This window comes from Mesorhizobium jarvisii (genome assembly GCF_003601985.1).
Taxonomy (GTDB): Bacteria; Pseudomonadota; Alphaproteobacteria; order Rhizobiales; family Rhizobiaceae; genus Mesorhizobium; species Mesorhizobium jarvisii.
The window spans coordinates 545,951-562,850 of sequence record NZ_QZXA01000003.1 but is presented as its reverse complement, the minus strand read 5'-3'; the positions used below and the strand labels follow the sequence as shown (position 1 = coordinate 562,850).

Genomic DNA, 16,900 nt, shown 5'->3' with positions numbered 1-16,900 from the left:
ACTGCCCTACTGCCCTACTGCCCTACTGCCCTACTTCACAATCAGGCGCTGCTGGTCACGCTTCTCGGCATAGCTGCCCTTATCATAGGCAGGCTGCGCCTCGAGCTGTTCCTTGGTGAAGGTGGTGTAGAGATACTTCTTGCCGTTCTTGTCGGTCATGAACTTCAGATTATCCAGGCCGACCGCAACCTCCTTCTCACCGATGCCGAGGAAGCCGCCGACATTGACGATCACCGCATCCGTCTTCTTATCGGGCGTCAGCACAACATCGCCGATCTCGCCGACCTTGGCGTCATTGGCGCCATAGACCGTCGCGCCCTTCAGATCTTCACCTCTGATTTCGCCAATCGGCATCTCGGTCAGCGTCGACTTGTCGATGGCTGCGGTCTGTGTCTGGTCAGGAGCGGTGGCATCAGGGGCTGTAGCCGCCGGTGCTTCGGCCGTCTTGTCCGCAGTCGCGGCGGCAGGAGCCGTGGTCGCGGCTGGAGCTGTTGCCGCCGGCTCATTGGATGCCGTGGTTGCCGGCACCGGATCATAGGCCTTGCGGTTGAAATCCGGCTGCGCCTGCAGCTCTTCCTTGGTGGTCTGCGCCACCAGCCAGCGGTCGCCGTTCTTCTCCGCCCACTGGGCCTTGTTGAAATCATAGGTGACGTTCTTGGCGCCGAGGCCGAGGAAGCCGCCGACGCCGATCACCAGCGATTCGGCCTTGCCATCCTTGGACAGCACGATGTCGTTTACGCTGCCGATGTTCTGCGCGTCGTCGCCGGTGCCGTTGTAGACAGTCTCACCAATGATGTTGGTGGCGAGGTTGCCGTCGGCGCGCTTCATCGGCTCGGCCGGAGCGGCTGCAGGAGCCTGTGCGGTATCCGTCGTCGCAGGCGCTTTCGGTGCTGCCGCGTCGGTGGAAGTGGCAGGAGCCGGCGCAGGCCCGTAGGGCTTGCTGTCGAACTCCGGATGCGCCGTCAGTTCGTCCTTGCTTGTCTGGGCCACCAGCCAACGGTCGCCGTTCTTTTCGGCCCATTGCAGCTTGTCGTAGTCGAAGGCGACATTCTTCGCCCCGACGCCCAGAAAGCCTCCGACGCCGATGACGACGGATTTGGCCATCCCGTCCTTGTCGAAGACGACATCAGTGACCTTGCCGATGTTCTCGGCATCATCGCCGGTACCGTTATAGACGGATTCGCCGATGATGTTGGTGACGATGCTGCCTTCAGCGCGCGGCACCGGAGCGGCCGCAGCCGGCTCCTGAACGGCAGGTGGGTTGGCTGGAGCAGGGGTCGTGCCGCTTTGCGCGAGCGCGCCCGTCGCGATCAACGTTGCGAGTGCGGTCGTGGCTAAAAGGGTGCGTATCATGGTAGTCTCTCCTGGTGCGTGATTTCATGCACGCCGCGCCCGATTGAACCGTCGCTGGGAAGATCGGGCGTGGCATCTCCACGGGTTCACAACGTCGTGACCATGCCGTTGTTCCGACAAAACTGGCGTGGATTTCGCACAGGAAAAACACGCAACAGTTGCGCGGGCGCTGATGAACACGCGCTGAATTGCGCCGTTTCGAACGGAACCTTTCCTGCATCGCCACGTTTCAGCCTGCGGCTGGGTTCGTCCCGGCCCGTTTAGGACTGACATAACGGAGCGGGGCATGAAATTTGCAGCGGTGCTGAACCGGGATGGCGGCACCTTGCGCACCACCGACCTCGCCGCCTTCTCCGACAGGATGCGCCAGACGCTGGAAACGGCAGGCCATTCGCTGAGTATCGAAGTGGTTGCCGGCAAGGACGTCGTGGAGAGCCTCGACAGCGCCGCCTCGCGCCGCGCCGTCGATGTCGTGCTGGCGGGTGGCGGTGACGGAACCATTTCAGCGGCGGCCGCGAGACTGATGGGCAAGAAAAAGGCGCTTGCCATCTTGCCGGCCGGCACCATGAACTTGTTCGCGCGTGGCCTCGGCATTCCGCAGTCGCTCGATGCCGCGCTGAAATCCTTCGCCGACGGTGAGATCATCGCCGTCGACATGGCCACCGCCAATGGCCGTCCCTTCGTTCATCAATTCTCGATCGGCATGCATGCGAAGATGGTGCAACTGCGTCAGGGAATGGAATTCGGCTCGCGCCTGGGCAAGATCGGCGCTTCGGCCAAGGCGGCATGGGCGACAATCAAGAACCCGCCGGCGATGAACGTCACGCTCGCTATCGGCAAGGCCGAGATGACGGCGCGCATCTCAGGCATCGGCGTCACCAACAATCTGTTCGGTGAAGGCCATCTGCCCTATGCGGACAATCCTTCGGGCGGCGTGCTCGGCATCTACGTCACGGTGGCGCAACAGCGCGCCGAACTGATGAAATTCCTATTCAACGTGGCGCGCGGCAAATGGCGCGACAACGAACATGTCGAGATTCACCAGGCTGACCGCACCGTCCTGAAAATCCATTCCGGCAGCAGAAAGTTCCGCGCCGTCATGGATGGCGAACTGGTCAGGCTCGAGCGTGAGACGACGATCGAAATCCAGCCCGGCGCGCTGAATGTCCTGGTGCCGGCCAGCATCGCCGAGGCAAAGGCCGCCTGATGCAATCTCCAACCATGACGGCCGAAAATCTAGCCGCCCGGCGCGCTTCCTTGCTGCGTCGCCGGTGTCTTGACCACCTCACCATAGATTTCGGCGATGCCCCAAGCCGCAAAGGCCAGAAGCAGCCCGGCGATCAAGATGCGCAGGCCATGCCAGCCCCACCGCCCCTGCCGCGCTTTGTCCTCGGGAATGATCTTGGTCATGGCCGGTCCCTGTTTCGTTTTGCGCCCGTCGGCGCACTCGGCAAATCACGGTCGGGTAACGGTTCCTCGCTAGGATGGTTCCGGGAGGCAAGCTTGTCACGGGCCGGTGCGTCGGCAGGACTGCGAAGACCGGCATGGGCATTTGGGGTTTGGGGTGGATAACAAGGTAGAAATACGAGCGAGCCTGCCGGCCGAGGTGGCGCTGGCGGTCAATGCCGAAGACCGGCTGGCCGTGCTGCACGGGCTGGAGATGCTCGATACGGCGGCTGACCCGGATTTCGACCGCATCACCAGCCTTGCCGCGGCCGTGATGCAGGCGCCCACCGCCCTTGTCACACTCGTCGACATCGAGCGGCAATGGTTCAAGTCGTGCTTTGGCCTCGACGAGACCGAAACCGCGACCGGCATCTCTTTCTGCGCCCATGCCATCGCCGCCGGCGACGAGCCCATGGTGGTGACGGACGCAACGACGGACCCGCGCTTCAGAACCAACCCGCTGGTCACCGGCAAACATCATGTGCGCTTTTATGCCGGCGCGCCGATGGTGGTGGCAGGCGCCAGGATCGGCACGCTGTGCGTGCTCGACCGCAAACCGCACGCCTATCCTTCCGGGGCAAAGCTCGACCAGTTGAAGACGCTGGCCGGCCTCGCCGCCAGCCTGTTCACCTTGAAGGACGCCACCCGCAGCGGCGCCATTGCCGAAGCAGCCCTGGCGCGCGAGGAAAAGCGGCGCGCCATCGCGCTCGACGCGGCTTCGCTCGCCAGCTGGGCATGGGACATCCGCACCGACATGATCGAATGCGATGTCCGGCTATCGGAACTGTTCAACCTGCCGCGCTCCACCCGGCTGCGGGCGCGCGACATCCTGACCGCCATCGACCCGCGCGATGTCTACCAGACCGAAACCCGCTTTCGCGATGCCCTGTCCGGCAGCGACGACTATTTCGGCGAATACCGGGTGAAGGGCTTTCATCCGCCGCGCTGGGTGGCCACGCGCGGCCGCGTCATCGAGCGCGACGGCGATGGCAAGCCGACGCTGATCTTCGGCGTCAACTACGACATCTCCGAACGCAAGCTCGGCGAGGAGCGGCAGCGGCTTCTGCTGCGCGAGCTTAACCATCGCGTCAAGAACACGCTGGCGACCGTCCAGGCGCTGGCGACGCAGACCGTGCGTCATGCCCGCCAGCCCAGCGAATTCCTCGATGCCTTCGGCGCCCGGCTTCAGGCGCTGGGCATCGCCCACAACCTTTTGTCCGACCGCGAGTGGCGCGGCATCGGCATCCGCGAACTCGTCCAGATCGAGATCAGGCCGTTCGACACCGCTGACCAGCCGCGTATCACGATCTCCGGCGCCGATCTCTTGCTGTCGCCGGACCAAGCCGTCGGGCTCGGGCTTATCCTGCACGAACTGGCCAACAACGCGCTGCAACATGGATCGCTGTCGATTGCATCGGGCAAGGTCGATCTCGGCTGGAAGACGCAAGGCAGGAAGGGCAACCGCCGCCTGGTGCTGACCTGGCGCGAAAGCGGCGGCCCCGAAGTCGCCCCGCCGGAGCGCCACGGCTTCGGCTCGATCCTCATCCGCCGCAGCCTGGCCAAGGTCATTTCAAGCGAAGTGACCCATGAATTCCGGCCGGAAGGCGTGTTCGCCGAAATATCGATGCCGCTGGAAGATCTGTCCAAGTGACGGATCTTTGATCCCAGGCCGGGGCGTTATTTCCCCTCCCCGGCATCCGGATCGTCGGGCTTCACGTTCTCGCGGTAGATGGCATAGGCGGCGAGCGCCACGGCCGGGCCCAGAATGACACCGAGGCCACCTTTTCCCTTGAGCAAGGTCGGCAGCACGGCGAGGGCGGCCGTGATGCCGATCGCCTTCATGTCAGCACTGCGCCGCCTTGCCTCGCGGCGGGCACGGGCGCCCGACATCAAACGATGGACCAGGAGAACGAGCCCGGCGATCACCAGAAAACCGACACCGAAGCCAAGCGCGGCGGCGAACGATCCATAGCGGACGGCGGCCCAGATATAGCCTGCCCCGACCAGGAAGCCGAGACCGCACAATGCCGCCAAAGCGGCAATCGCATAGACGATGGCCGCCGTACGTGCGCGACGTATGGCGGCCACGGTTTCACCCGAGGCGAAACCCGAGAGCAGGGATGCCAACAGTCCCATTTGGGGAACTAGCGACGTGCGAGCAGCGCGAAGAGGAAGCCGACGCCGGCGGCGATCGCCAGCGACGTCACCGGCTTCTCGCGGACATTTGCCAGCAACTGCGCCTCGATGTCCTTGGCACTGCCGCGCAGGCTGTCGAACGCCGCTTCGCCCTGCGCACGCAATTGCTCGACGCCTTCGGTGGCCGCGCGGCGGGCAGTGCCATAGCCGTGTTCGCCGGTTTTGGCCAACTGCTTGGTGAGCTTGTCGATATCCGCCTTCAACTGCCTGATGTCGGCTTCGAGGTCCGAATTCGCCCGCGCCTCGTTGGCGCTCTTTCCTGCGGCGGTTGCCATTGCTTAACTCCTTGTGATTGCTCGATTTCAAACGCGCCTTGCGCCTCAAGGTTCCGGCATTGGGACAAACTAGAGCAACTCTAGGAAAAGTGTGAAACGGTTTTCCGTCCGGAGTTGCGTCAAAACAAAGAGATAGAGCAGTTCGCTATTTCCGTGAAACAGTGAACTGCTCTAGCCGAAAACATACGCATGCGCACCAATCGCCAATCCATGGCCAGAAACGCGTCTCAGATCAGCGGGCGACGCCCCTCGCCCAGCCCTTCCCAGCCGGCGAGTTGCTTGAGCCCTTCCGCATCGACCACCTCGCAACCACCATCGCGCCAGAGAATCAGCTTGCGATCCATCAGTTTGCGGATCGTCTTGTTGGTGTGAACCAGCGAAAGGCCGAGCGTGTCGGCGATATGTTGTTGCGTAATCGGAATCTGGATGGATTGCTTGCCGTTCAGCCCCACGACCTTGGCACGGCTGCCGATGAAGGCAATCAGATAGGCGGCGCGCTCGATCGCGCTGCGGCGGCCGACACTGAGCAGGTTCTCGTCCAGCATGCGTTCCTCGCGTGACGCGATCCAGGTGATGTCGTAGGCGAGACCAGGATGGTTGCGGTAAAGTTCATGCAGACTGTCGCGCTCGAAGACGCAAAGCAGCATTGGCGACAGGGCCTCGACGGAATGCTGCATTTCCCCCATGACGCTGCCTTGCAGGCCGATGAGATCGCCGGGCATGAGGTAGTTGAGGATCTGCCGGCGACCGTCCGGCAACAGCTTGTAGCGGAACGCCCAGCCGGACAGTACCGTGTAGAGATGAGCGCTGTGGCTTCCTTCCACGATGACCGTGGCGCACTTGTCGACCGCCAGTTCCCCTTTCTTGAAGGTACTGATGAAGGCCAGCTCCTGCTTTTCGAACTCGCGGAAAACCGGCAATGGCCGCAAAGGGCACTTCTCGCAAGGATATTGTCGACTGGATAGGGAGCGCCCATTCTGGCCTGGCATTTCGACCCCTCTTCGAAAGCCTGCCGGTCAGCAGGTATGTCTAAAACGTTTTGCCAGGATCGGAGTTCCGCGCTAGGGCCATGTCTTTTTTAAATGACAGCGCGCCGAATTGCGATCATGACTCCCGGCGTTTCAAGGAGCCACTACCGTGCCCAATTTGCTTGACGGATTGCGAATTCTCGTCCTCGAGGACGAATTCCTCATCGCCATGGATGTCGAGCAGCTCTGCCGCGACCACGGCGCCGGCGAGGTGGTGGTTGCCCGCGACCTGGCCGAGATCGATGGCCGAAAGGTGGCAACGCAATTCGACGCGGCCATCGTCGATCTGATGCTGGGCGGCACCTCGACGCTCGAATTCGCCGCCGGCCTGCGTGAGACAGGCGTGCCTTTCGTGTTTGCCTCCGGCTATTCCGATGCGGACGAGATCAAGGCATCCTTTCCAGGGGTGAAGCTCGTCACCAAGCCTTATTCGGGCGAAGATCTCGTCGAAGCGGTGGCGCTGGCCTATGGACGCGGATCTCCGGGGTGAGATCGATCCGGGTCCGCTACCCGGATCTCACGTCAATGCGCCGCAGTCCCCGTGACCTGGGCCGAGATCGCATCGGGACCGTATTCGTCCTCGCCGGAAATCTTGAGAATCTCCTGCAGGCGCGTGCGCGCCCTGCTGACGCGGCTCTTGATCGTTCCGACCGCGCAACCGCAGATTTCAGCGGCCTCCTCATAGGAAAAGCCCGATGCGCCGATGAGGATGATGGCCTCGCGCTGGTCTTCTGGCAACTGCTCGAGAGCGCCACGAAAGTCCTTGAGATCGAGTTGGCCGTGCTGGGCCGGATGCACCGCGAGCCTGGCCGTCATGATGCCGTCGCTGTCCTGCACTTCGCGGCCGCGTTTGCGCATCTGCGAATAGAATTCATTGCGCAGGATGGTGAAAAGCCATGCCTTGAGGTTGGTGCCCGGCTGGAAGCTCTCATGCTTGTCCCAGGCCTTGACCAGCGTTTCCTGAACGAGGTCGTCGGCCTTGTCGGCATTCTGCGTCAACGACACGGCAAAGGCCCGCAAGCTCGGGATTGCCCCAAGCAGATCGGTCTTGAAGCCTTGGGAGACCGCTGCCATGGCTCAGTCCTTCTTCTGTGCGGGTTCGGCCTGTTCCAGCTGGCTGAGCAGCTGGGCAAAGCGATCCGGCACATCGTCAGAGACCAGCTCGTCATAATATTGTTTGAGTTTGCGCCCGATTTCGGAGTTGGCCCCGAGCGGGTCACCGACGCCGTTCCGGCGCCTGCCCTCGGCGCCAGCCAAAATATCTTTCGTCATATCCTTCATTTCGCCCTTATATTCCCAGCACTAGGCCGCTCATACTCAACTCGGCACAAGGCAAGCGGCTCCCTCGTCTGGTTGCCCATCCCGACCGCAAAACGCCGTTATCGGCTTTTCGTTCCATATCGGCCGGAACTTTTTGAGAAAACCCGCGTTGTATTAGCGGGGCTTGCAATCAGCTTGACCTGCAATCCGGGCAATCGCGTCATACTGAGGGAGACGTCTTATCATGAGTTTATCCGCTACCATCGCACCGCACCTGCCGTTCCTGCGCCGCTTCTCGCGCGCCGTCTCGGGATCGCAAGAGAGCGGCGACGCGCTGGTCGCTGCGATGCTTGAGGCCATCATCGCCGATGTCGACATCTTCCCCGATGCATCGAGCGACCGTATCGCTCTGTACAAGGTCTTCGCCAAACTTTTCACGTCCGTCGCCATCCGCGTGCCGCAGGAGCAGGCCCAATCGGCGTGGGAACAGCGCGCCGCCGCCAATCTCAACGCCATCGCGCCCCTTCCGCGCCAGGCCTTCCTGCTGGTTGCCGTCGAGGGTTTCAGCGAGGACGAGGCAGCCGAGATCCTCGACGTCGGCGACCAGCAATTCTCCGAGCTGCTTGCCCAGGCAAGCAACGAGATTTCCCGCCAGGTGGCGACCGATGTGCTCATCATCGAGGACGAACCGCTGATCGCCATGGACATAGAGGAGATGGTCGAGAGCCTCGGCCATCGTGTCGTTGGAACCGCGCGCACGCACGCCGAAGCGGTGACGATGTTCGGCAAGACGCGGCCGAAGATGGTCCTGGCCGACATCCAGCTCGCCGACGGCAGTTCGGGCATCGAGGCGGTCAACGAGATCCTGTCGTCAACCTCCGTGCCGGTGATCTTCATCACTGCCTTTCCCGAACGCCTCCTGACCGGCGAACGCCCCGAACCGGCCTTCCTGGTGACCAAGCCGTTCAATCCCGACATGGTCAAGGCACTGATCAGCCAGGCGCTGTTCTTCGATCGTCAGGCGAAGGCCGCCGCATAAGTCGCTGCCTTTCCAGCCGGGAAAGCCAAACCCAAAGGCCGCCCGATGCGAATGCGTCGGGCGGTTTTTTTGCCAAACCGGACCCATCCGTCGCGAATTTCGAGGCGCTTTGCCTCGAGCAGTTCACCGTGTCAGGGAAACGTCGAGCTGCTCTAAGTTGTTGTTTTGACGCAATTCCCAAAGGAACGCGCTACGCGCTTTCCCGGGAAAATCGTTCACACTTTTCCTGGAGTTGCTCTAACGGTTTGCAAGCATCGCCTTTTTCGGCAAAGGGTGGAACAAACCGCACCCACCCACGTTTTCCCTGCAGCATTCGGAAGGAGATGAACCATGCTTTACTGGGCGCTCGTATTTCTCGTTGTGGCGATTATCGCCGGCGCGCTTGGTTTCGGCGGCATCGCCGGTACATCCGCCGGCATAGCGCAGATATTGTTCTTCATCTTTCTCGCCTTCCTGGTCATTTCGCTCCTGGCCGGCCTGTTCAGACGGGCGTGAGGCGAGCGCTTCTCCGAGCGAACACTGGAAGCCGCACCCCTCAAACGGTTTCCAGCCACCGCCGGGCGGTATCCTTCAAAGGAGACCGTCCGGCGGACCGTTTTTGGGGGGATGGCTCCTCGGAAACTTCATTTGGGAACCCATTTCATAGTGAGCCGTTCAGCGTGCGTTGGGTGGACAGATCGACCGATGCGTTCCAGGACTGCAGATAAGACGGAAGGCGCACGGAGCGACGAAGTCATCGCCATGCATCCGGCCGAAAGTGGCATGCAGCTTGGCCGGGCTCTTCTTCACGCACTGCACAATGCCGGCATTTCCGTCCTCTATCAGGATCGCGACATGAAAACCGTCTGGGCCCGCAACATGCGCGCGCCCTGGATTTCAGACAACTCCGACGGCAATGGCATCCTGCCTATGGCGCAGGCCGACCGCATCAGCACCGCCAAGCGCGAAGTGGTCGCCACCGGCAACCCGGAGCGCCTTGAGATCAGTGTTCCTGTCGAAAACGGCGTACGCTGGTTCCAGGTCTGGGTCGATGCCGACCGCGGCGACGCCGGCGACGTGCAAGGTGTCGTCACCACCATGGTCGAGACGACCGAGCAGAAGCGGCGCGAACAGACGCTGACGACGCTGCTGCGCGAGGTCAGCCACCGCTCGAAGAATCTGCTGGCGATCATCCAGAGCATCGCGACGCAGACCGGTCGCTATTCCGACGGCATCGGCGACTTCCTCACGCGCTTTCGCGGCCGGCTGCAGTCGCTTTCCTCCTCCCAGGATCTGGTGACATCTTCCAACTGGCGAGGTGCGGCGCTTCATGAATTGGTGACGAGCCAGGTCGGCCGCTATGGCACGAACACATCGCATAGCCTTCGCCTCCGGGGCGCCAACCCCTATCTCAATCCCAATGCCGCACTGCATATCGGCCTGGCGATGCATGAACTCGCAGTCAACTCGGTCAGCTACGGCGCCCTGTCCCGACGGGATGGATTCGTCGAGGTGACCGCCAATCTCGAGATCATCGCCCCTGGCGAGGTCACACTCTCGCTGACATGGGCCGAAGCCATAGGAACCAATGGCGGCCGAGGGAGCCAAAAGCGTTTCGGCAGCGTCGCGCTGGAGCGGGTGGTGCCGGCATCCCTGAGCGGAACCGCAAGCCTCGACATCGCGGACGGCCGCCTTGAATACCGTCTTGTCGTCCCACACAGCAATTTCGAGACGCAGTGAACGACTAGAGCGTGATGTCTGGACAAAGGGAGACCGTTTGCCCAGAGATCTTGCGCTATCTCTTTGATTTAGAGGCGGATTCAGATTTCAGGTCGATCCGACCAGAAATCATCCGGCTCTGGCCGCAATCAACGATCCTTAACCGGCTGTTCACCATAAGGGCGGATGCTGTTTTTCCCAGATGCCGCTGCAATCCGCTGGGTTGCGGCACGGTGTGGGAGGAATGCTTGGCGGTCGCCGACATGAACAGACTGGAACAGGCTGCCCGTGTTTCGATGGGCGAATTCCAGGATCATGAAGCATCCGCGGAACCGCTTAGCTCGCCGCATCACACATTGCTGTGGGGCATCGTCCTGGCGGCGGCCTCGACAATTCTCCTCATCGCTATGTTCCAGCTGACCTGACCGAACCCCTGCTGGCAACAGTGCGCGCTGTTAACCGGTTCAGCGCCGGCATTATTCGCATGTCACCCCGACCGCTCAGGAACTTTTGGCCGATACGGGCCGTTGTTGAGGCGAGAGGACATGTCGCCATGGAACACATCGCTGCATTGTTGCTTGTCATCGGCTGCAGCAACTCGATGACCGATTGTCGTGAGCTGCAGGTGCCGGTGAGCATTTTCGAAAACGCCGACGAATGCACCGCCGAACGGCCGTTTGCCATGGGCGACGTGCAGGGGCAGGCGCAGCACATCGTCGCCAGATGTCTCGCTGTCGATCCAGCACTTGAGGATGACTACGACCAGGTCGTCTGGAAGGTGCTTCCCGACGGCAGCCTCGACGCCTCTCTTGCCATTTCCAGCCTTGTCATGGCATCGAATGCGGCGCGCCCAGAAAAAGACTATCTTAGCCAAGAATAAATTCGCGCAGCAAAGGCCGTCATTTCATGCTAAATGGCTGCTGGAGCTTACCAAAGTGTGGACACAAAGTGAGGAGTGACTCTATGCGGAAGATGATTATTGCCATGGTTGCGGTTGCCGCTCTCAGCGGCTGCACCTCGACCGAGCAGGACGTGGTTGGCGGCGGCTTGATTGGCGCCGGTATCGGCGGTCTGGTCGGCGGCGGCAAGGGCGCGCTGATCGGTGCAGCTGTCGGTGCCGGGTCCGGCCTGCTGGTGCGCAACCTGCGCAATGGTTATTGCCAGTATCGCGATCATCGCGGCCGGATCTACACGGCCCGCTGCAACTGATTCGGCGATAGTCGAAACTTCGATCCGGAGGCCGGTTCGCCGGCCTCCGGATTTTGCACGTATGGGCGTGCCATTTGCTGTCGGCCTGAATATTCGTCTCAGCCTGTCAGCGGAATTTTGATTTCCACCTTCAGACCGTCGGCCTGAAAATCGCGCTTGATCGTGCCGCGCAGTTCGCGCGTGACGTTGAGGTCGATCAGCTTGGTGCCGAATCCGGTCTCGGCCGGCGCCTCGACTTTTTTCTTCCCGGCCTCCCGCCAGTTCAGCGCCAGTGTCCGCTCCCGCCCGCGCCCTTCCACCGACCACTCGACTTTGAGCGCCCAGTCGCTCCTGAGCGAATTGGCGGAATTGCCGGCTTCGCCATATTTGAGCGCATTGGTCGCCAGCTCATGGAAGGTCAGGCCAAGCGCCTGCGTCGTGGTCTCGTCGAGCAGCACCTCCGGCCCCGACAACAACCCCTCGGGGAGGTCCTTGCCGAATACCTGGCCAAGCTCGATGCGCAGGAGGTCTGCGAGATCGGCCTTCTGCCAGCGCGAGCGCGTCAGCATGTCCTGGGAGGCTGCCATCGCCTGCAGCCTGGCCGAAAAAGACGCCGAAAACTCGTTGACGTCGGTCGCCCGCGACGCCGTCTGCCGCGCGATCGCCAGCACCCGGGTGATCGAATTCTTGATGCGATGCTTCATCTCCTGCAGCATCAGGTCCTTTTCGAGCAGGCTCTTTTCGGTCGTCTCGTGCAGGCGCGAGGCCGCCTCATAGGCGCGCTCCTGATAGCGCGCCACCAGCGCGATGGCGCCCGCCGCGAGCAGGCCGAACAGCCCCAGCATCACAGGGATGGCGCGCGACGACGGCTGCGAGAAGGCGCTGGTCGGCCGAAACAGCACCGTCCACCGGCGGCCGGCTACCGTGAGCTTGCGGGTGACCAGCAGCCGGTCGCCAAAGGCGGAGGCCGGTGGGGTCTCCGACCGGAACAAGAGATTGTCGCCGCTCACCGCGCCGTCATAGATCTCGGTGTTGACCGGCAGCAGCGGCGCGCGACTGAGCGCGATCTGGAACAGGTCCCGCGCCCGGAAGGCCGCATAGAGAAAGCCCGCGGTCGAGGATCGCGATGCGTTGATGACCTCTGGCGCGGTTTCGACGTTGAGCCGCACGAAAACCAGGAAGCCGGGGAAGGTCTGTGTCGCGCCTGTGCCCTGGCCCAGTTGCACCAGCCCGCTCGCGTGCTGCTTGTCGTCGGCCATCGCCTGCTCGATCGCCGCGCGCCGCACTCGTTCGCTGAACATGTCGTAGCCGATGCCCGTCTGGTTGGACGGATCCAGCGGCTCGAAGAGCATGATGGGCGTGCGCCAGGGCTGCGTCGTCTCCGGATAGATCGGATGGCTGGCGCCGAAATCGTGCAGGATGTCTCGTTCGGCCGCCGCCTCGTCCCCCGTCTTGACGAGCCTGAGGAATCCGATGCCCCGCAGGCCGGCGAAATTGTTGTCGATGTCCAGCGCGTTGAAAAACGCCTTGAACTCGCTGTGGGAGATATCTCCATTGCGGGCGTCGAACAGGGCCTGTGTCGACCGCAGCAGCGACAAATGCAGATCGATACGGCTCTCGATCCGGTTGAGCGCGTCGTCGGCCGCCGCTTCGAACTTGATGCGGGAGGCTTCCTGCGTCGCGAAATAGGCGAACCCCGCCATGGTCATGCTGATCAGCGCTACGGCGATGAACGCAACGATTGGAAAAAGTTTCTTCAACGGATGATGCGGTCCATGAGCAATACCGGACCTTTATGGGCAAGTCGTCAGGCCAACACAATGGCAAGGCCAAGCCATCGCGATCACTGGCATATCACGTGAGCGGCAACCGGCCATGCCGATCAGCGCATCTCGGGCGGTCGGCAGGCCTCAGGCGGCGATCTTCAGCGCGCCCGGCCCTGGGATGGCGCCCGGAGGACATTTGCCCAGGATGATCATGCCGAGCACTTCGTCCTGGGTTACATCGGTGGTGCGCGCGGTGCCGACGACCTGGCCGTTCTTCATCACGCAGACCCGGTCGGCCAGCTCGAAGACGTCGTGGATGTCATGGCTGATCAGGAAGATGCCGATACCATCGGATTTTAGCTGTTTGACCAGTTCGCCGACCTGCGCCGTCTCCTGCGGACCAAGGGCTGCCGTCGGCTCGTCCATGATCAGGATGCGGGCGTTGAACAGGATCGCGCGCGCGATCGCCACCGACTGGCGCTGGCCGCCCGACAGCTTGATCACCGGCTCCTTGAAGCGCTGGAAGCGCGGATTGAGCCGGCCCATCACCTTGCGGGCCTCGGCCTCCATGGCAACGTCGTCGAGCGTGCCCCAGCCGGTCATCAGCTCGCGGCCGAGGAACAGATTGGCGGCGGCGTCGACGTTGTCGGCCAAGGCGAGCGTCTGGTAGATGGTCTCGATGCCGTATTTCTTGGCGTCGCGCGGGTTGGAGATCGAAGCCTCCTCGCCATTGACGAAGATCTGGCCGGCATCGCGCTTGTAGGCGCCTGACAGGATCTTGATCAGCGTCGATTTGCCGGCGCCGTTATGGCCGAGCAGCGCCACGACCTCGCCGGGGAAAAGATCGATCGAGGCATCGTCGACGGCGCGGATGCCGCCAAAGGCGATCGAGATGTTGCGCATGTCGATCAGCGGCGTGCCAGGGGCCGCAGTTATGGGGGCAGTTGCGGGAGCGATTTTGTCGGCCATGATCGTTTTTCTCCCCTAAACCCGCTTGCGATAGACGGTGTCGAGCCACACCGCGATGACCAGCACGGCGCCGACGACGATGCTCTGCAGCGGCGAGTCGATGCCGAGCAGCACCATGCCCGACTGCAATGACTGCATCAGAAGCGCGCCCAGCATGGCGCCCATCACGGTGCCGGAACCGCCGGCGAGCGACGTGCCGCCGATTACGGCGGCGGCGATGACCAGAAGCTCGTCCAGCGTGCCCAGCGCATTGGTCGACGCGTTGAGCCGGGCCGACGAGATCGCCGCGCTGACCGCCGCCAGCACGCCCATGATCATGAACACCTTCATGGTCACCCAGCGGGTGTTGATGCCGGCAAGTTCGGCCGCCTCCGGATTGCCGCCAATAGCGAAGACGTAGCGGCCGAAACGCGTACGCTTGGTGATGAAGGTCATGATGATGCCCACGGCCACCGCCATCAGCACCGGTATGGCAATGCCATGCGCGATGTACAGCCCGCCTTCGGGAACGGTAATGCCGTTCTGCTGGGCATACTGGCGCACGATGCCGATCGGCCATGGATAGGAATTGGCGATCCAGACGGCGCCTAGGATAGCGGCGCAGGCAACCACGCCAAGCAAGGTCTCGGCCCAGACAGGGCGCAGCGGAAAGTGGAACCGCTTGCGCTGCGACCTGCCGTTGAGCAGCATGAAGGCGACCGCCACGCAGGCGACGACACCGACGATCCAGCTGGCGGTGGCGCCGATCGAGCCGCGTGGTCCGCCGCCCATCAGCTGGAAAGTCGTGTCGAGCGGCGCGACCGTGCGCCCGCTGGTAATCAGCCATGCCATGCCGCGCCAGACCAGCAGGCCGCCCAGCGTCACGATGAAGGCCGGAACCTCCATATAGGCGATGATGAAGCCCTGGAACGCGCCGATCAGGAGACCAAGCGCCACGCCAGCCGCCAGCGCGATGATCCAGAGCCAGGGGTTTCCAAGCTGGAAACCGACGACGCGGATGAGGAATTCAGCCTGCGCCACGCCCATGATCATGCCGATCACGCCTTCGACGGATCCAACCGAGAGGTCGATGTTGCGCATGACGATGACCAGCACCATGCCGGTCGCCATGATCGCGACCGACGAGGTTTGCACCGACAGGTTCCACAGATTGCGCGGTGTCAGGAAAAGCCCGCCCGACAGGATATGGATGCCGACCCAGATGACCAGCAGTGCACCGACCATGCCGAGCATGCGCGTATCGAGCTCGGTAGCCTTGAGGAACCGTCCGACGGCGCTGAGTTCGGATGCACGCGCCTTGTCCGTTGCAGTGCTGCCGACCGGTTGATTAGAGGTCGTGTCGGTCATGCTATCCTCCCACCGGTTTACCGTCTGGCGCGGGTACCGAACATGGATGCTATTTGCTTTCCGCGGTCATTTGAAGCGGGAAGCCCCTTGAGAAACGCCGCGGCTTTTGGGCCGCGGCGTCGATATCGAACGGTATTGCGCCGTTTTAGTTGCAGGCGGCGACGCTGCCGGCGGCGACGCCCGCGCAGACTTCGTCCTTCTTGATCCAGCCGGCGTCGATGACGACGTTGAGATTGTCCTTGGTGATGGCCACCGGGGTCAGGAACAGCGACTTGACGGTGTTGCCGCCAGGCGTCGTGAAGTCCTTAACACCGGCGATGTCGGTCATCTTCTTGCCGTCGGCCAGCTGCGAGGCGATCTCGGCGGCGTTCTTGCCGAGTTCGCGCGCGTCCTTCCACACCGACACGGTCTGGGTGCCAAGCGCGATGCGGTTCAGCGCGGCATGGTCGCCGTCCTGACCCGAAACCGGCACGGTGCCGGCAAGACCCTGCGCCGTCAGCGCCGCGACGACGCCGCCGGCGGTGCCGTCATTGGCCGCGACGACCGCGTCGACCTTGTTGTCGTTGGCGGTCAGGAACTGCTCCATGTTCTTCTGGGCGTTGGCGGGCAGCCAGCCATCTGTATAGGCCTCGCCGACATTCTTGATCTTGCCGCTGTCGATGGCAGCCTTGAGCACTTCCATCGAGCCCGCGAACAGGAAGTCGGCGTTCGGATCGGCGCCCGAGCCCTTGATGAAGACATAGTTGCCTTCCGGCTTGGCCTTGAACACCGCGCTGGCCTGCAAACGGCCGACTTCCTTGTTGTCGAAGGTCAGGTAGAAGACGTCCTTGTTCTCGATCAGGCGGTCATAGCCGACGACCGGAATGCCTTCGTCCAGCGCCTTCTGCACGGCCGGGCCGATGGCCGAGGCATCCTGGGCCAGGATGATCAGCGAATTGGCGCCCTGCGAGATCAGGCTCTCGACATCGGTAAGCTGCTTGCCGGGATTGGACTGCGCATCGGCGGAAATGTACTTGTCGCCGGCGGCCTCGATCGCCTTCTTCATGGCGGCCTCGTCGGTCTTCCAGCGCTCTTCCTGGAAGTTGGACCACGAAACGCCGATGACCTTGTCCTTCGCCTGCGCGACCGACGCAAGCGTCAGCGACATGGCGACACCCGCCAGGATGGCGGCTGTGAATCTCTTCATGATATTCCTCCCTGCGCCGCGTATGGCGCGACCAAACTGGCCCTAAGGCCGGCACAAAGGCCCTATTTTTTCGAGCCTCGAAAAAACACTGATCCAACACCGGAACGCTGTCAACAACGATTCTGATGGATTTTGATGTCCCTCTGACT

20 protein-coding genes are annotated in these 16,900 nt (G+C 62.4%); 9 read left to right on the top strand and 11 right to left on the bottom strand.

Going from position 1 to position 16,900, the window contains the following annotated elements:
* Window positions 1–30: 30 nt before the first annotated feature.
* Window positions 31–1,353 (bottom strand): PRC-barrel domain-containing protein, encoded by a 1,323-nt coding sequence (locus D3242_RS10410; RefSeq protein ID WP_064981086.1) that lies wholly within the window; start codon window positions 1,351–1,353, stop codon window positions 31–33.
* Window positions 1,354–1,639: 286 nt separating this feature from the next.
* Between D3242_RS10410 and D3242_RS10405 the strand changes: the two genes are divergently transcribed.
* Entirely contained in the window at window positions 1,640–2,560 is a 921-nt protein-coding gene (locus D3242_RS10405) for a diacylglycerol/lipid kinase family protein (RefSeq protein WP_027047468.1), read from the top strand.
* A gap of 29 nt (window positions 2,561–2,589) precedes the next feature.
* On the opposite strand, the gene D3242_RS33465 is transcribed toward D3242_RS10405, so the two are convergent.
* Entirely contained in the window at window positions 2,590–2,763 is a 174-nt protein-coding gene (locus D3242_RS33465) for a hypothetical protein (RefSeq protein WP_081295889.1), read from the bottom strand.
* Between the two features lie 154 nt (window positions 2,764–2,917).
* Here D3242_RS33465 and D3242_RS10400 point away from each other — a divergent pair, with 154 nt between their 5' ends.
* A complete protein-coding gene (locus D3242_RS10400) occupies window positions 2,918–4,450 on the top strand; it encodes a sensor histidine kinase (RefSeq protein ID WP_064981088.1) in 1,533 nt (510 codons plus the stop codon).
* A 26-nt stretch (window positions 4,451–4,476) separates the two neighbouring features.
* Here D3242_RS10400 and D3242_RS10395 read toward each other — a convergent pair whose 3' ends face one another.
* The 3 genes from D3242_RS10395 to D3242_RS10385 form a co-directional block, all read right to left on the bottom strand.
* Window positions 4,477–4,935: a hypothetical protein gene (locus D3242_RS10395; protein WP_064981091.1), complete on the bottom strand. Its 459-nt coding sequence runs from the start codon at window positions 4,933–4,935 to the stop codon at window positions 4,477–4,479.
* 8 nt (window positions 4,936–4,943) lie between these two features.
* On the bottom strand, window positions 4,944–5,270 hold the full coding sequence (locus D3242_RS10390; RefSeq protein ID WP_019861589.1) for an ElaB/YgaM/YqjD family protein: 327 nt from the start codon (window positions 5,268–5,270) through the stop codon (window positions 4,944–4,946).
* 227 nt (window positions 5,271–5,497) lie between these two features.
* Window positions 5,498–6,259: a Crp/Fnr family transcriptional regulator gene (locus D3242_RS10385; RefSeq protein WP_064981092.1), complete on the bottom strand. Its 762-nt coding sequence runs from the start codon at window positions 6,257–6,259 to the stop codon at window positions 5,498–5,500.
* A 208-nt stretch (window positions 6,260–6,467) separates the two neighbouring features.
* Between D3242_RS10385 and D3242_RS10380 the strand changes: the two genes are divergently transcribed.
* Window positions 6,468–6,788: a response regulator gene (locus D3242_RS10380; RefSeq protein WP_051112925.1), complete on the top strand. Its 321-nt coding sequence runs from the start codon at window positions 6,468–6,470 to the stop codon at window positions 6,786–6,788.
* 32 nt (window positions 6,789–6,820) lie between these two features.
* On the opposite strand, the gene D3242_RS10375 is transcribed toward D3242_RS10380, so the two are convergent.
* Both D3242_RS10375 and D3242_RS10370 read right to left on the bottom strand, forming a co-directional pair.
* Entirely contained in the window at window positions 6,821–7,372 is a 552-nt protein-coding gene (locus tag D3242_RS10375; RefSeq protein WP_010911883.1) for an RNA polymerase sigma factor, read from the bottom strand.
* A 3-nt stretch (window positions 7,373–7,375) separates the two neighbouring features.
* Window positions 7,376–7,579: a NepR family anti-sigma factor gene (locus D3242_RS10370; protein WP_019861594.1), complete on the bottom strand. Its 204-nt coding sequence runs from the start codon at window positions 7,577–7,579 to the stop codon at window positions 7,376–7,378.
* A gap of 223 nt (window positions 7,580–7,802) precedes the next feature.
* Between D3242_RS10370 and D3242_RS10365 the strand changes: the two genes are divergently transcribed.
* The 6 genes from D3242_RS10365 to D3242_RS10340 all read left to right on the top strand — a co-directional run bounded on the left by D3242_RS10365 (window position 7,803) and on the right by D3242_RS10340 (window position 11,504).
* Window positions 7,803–8,597, top strand: coding sequence for a response regulator (locus D3242_RS10365; protein WP_010911885.1), 795 nt, complete (start codon window positions 7,803–7,805; stop codon window positions 8,595–8,597).
* A gap of 330 nt (window positions 8,598–8,927) precedes the next feature.
* Window positions 8,928–9,092, top strand: coding sequence for a DUF1328 domain-containing protein (locus tag D3242_RS10360; protein ID WP_010911886.1), 165 nt, complete (start codon window positions 8,928–8,930; stop codon window positions 9,090–9,092).
* A gap of 189 nt (window positions 9,093–9,281) precedes the next feature.
* Window positions 9,282–10,316, top strand: a complete 1,035-nt coding sequence (locus tag D3242_RS10355; RefSeq protein ID WP_064981094.1) for a sensor histidine kinase — start codon at window positions 9,282–9,284, stop codon at window positions 10,314–10,316.
* 50 nt (window positions 10,317–10,366) lie between these two features.
* Entirely contained in the window at window positions 10,367–10,720 is a 354-nt protein-coding gene (locus D3242_RS10350; RefSeq protein ID WP_167470419.1) for a hypothetical protein, read from the top strand.
* Between the two features lie 128 nt (window positions 10,721–10,848).
* A complete protein-coding gene (locus D3242_RS10345) occupies window positions 10,849–11,175 on the top strand; it encodes a hypothetical protein (protein WP_064981097.1) in 327 nt (108 codons plus the stop codon).
* Window positions 11,176–11,258: 83 nt separating this feature from the next.
* Window positions 11,259–11,504, top strand: a complete 246-nt coding sequence (locus D3242_RS10340) for a YMGG-like glycine zipper-containing protein (protein ID WP_019861598.1) — start codon at window positions 11,259–11,261, stop codon at window positions 11,502–11,504.
* A gap of 98 nt (window positions 11,505–11,602) precedes the next feature.
* Here the strand turns inward: D3242_RS10340 and D3242_RS10335 are convergent, their stop codons facing one another.
* From D3242_RS10335 to xylF, 4 genes are all read right to left on the bottom strand, one after another.
* Entirely contained in the window at window positions 11,603–13,243 is a 1,641-nt protein-coding gene (locus D3242_RS10335) for a CHASE domain-containing protein (RefSeq protein ID WP_064981098.1), read from the bottom strand.
* 150 nt (window positions 13,244–13,393) lie between these two features.
* Entirely contained in the window at window positions 13,394–14,218 is an 825-nt protein-coding gene (locus D3242_RS10330; RefSeq protein ID WP_064981100.1) for an ATP-binding cassette domain-containing protein, read from the bottom strand.
* Window positions 14,219–14,233: 15 nt separating this feature from the next.
* On the bottom strand, window positions 14,234–15,565 hold the full coding sequence (locus D3242_RS10325; RefSeq protein WP_064981101.1) for a sugar ABC transporter permease: 1,332 nt from the start codon (window positions 15,563–15,565) through the stop codon (window positions 14,234–14,236).
* A 145-nt stretch (window positions 15,566–15,710) separates the two neighbouring features.
* Entirely contained in the window at window positions 15,711–16,751 is a 1,041-nt protein-coding gene (xylF, locus tag D3242_RS10320) for a D-xylose ABC transporter substrate-binding protein (protein ID WP_019861602.1), read from the bottom strand.
* Between the last annotated feature and the right edge of the window lie 149 nt (window positions 16,752–16,900).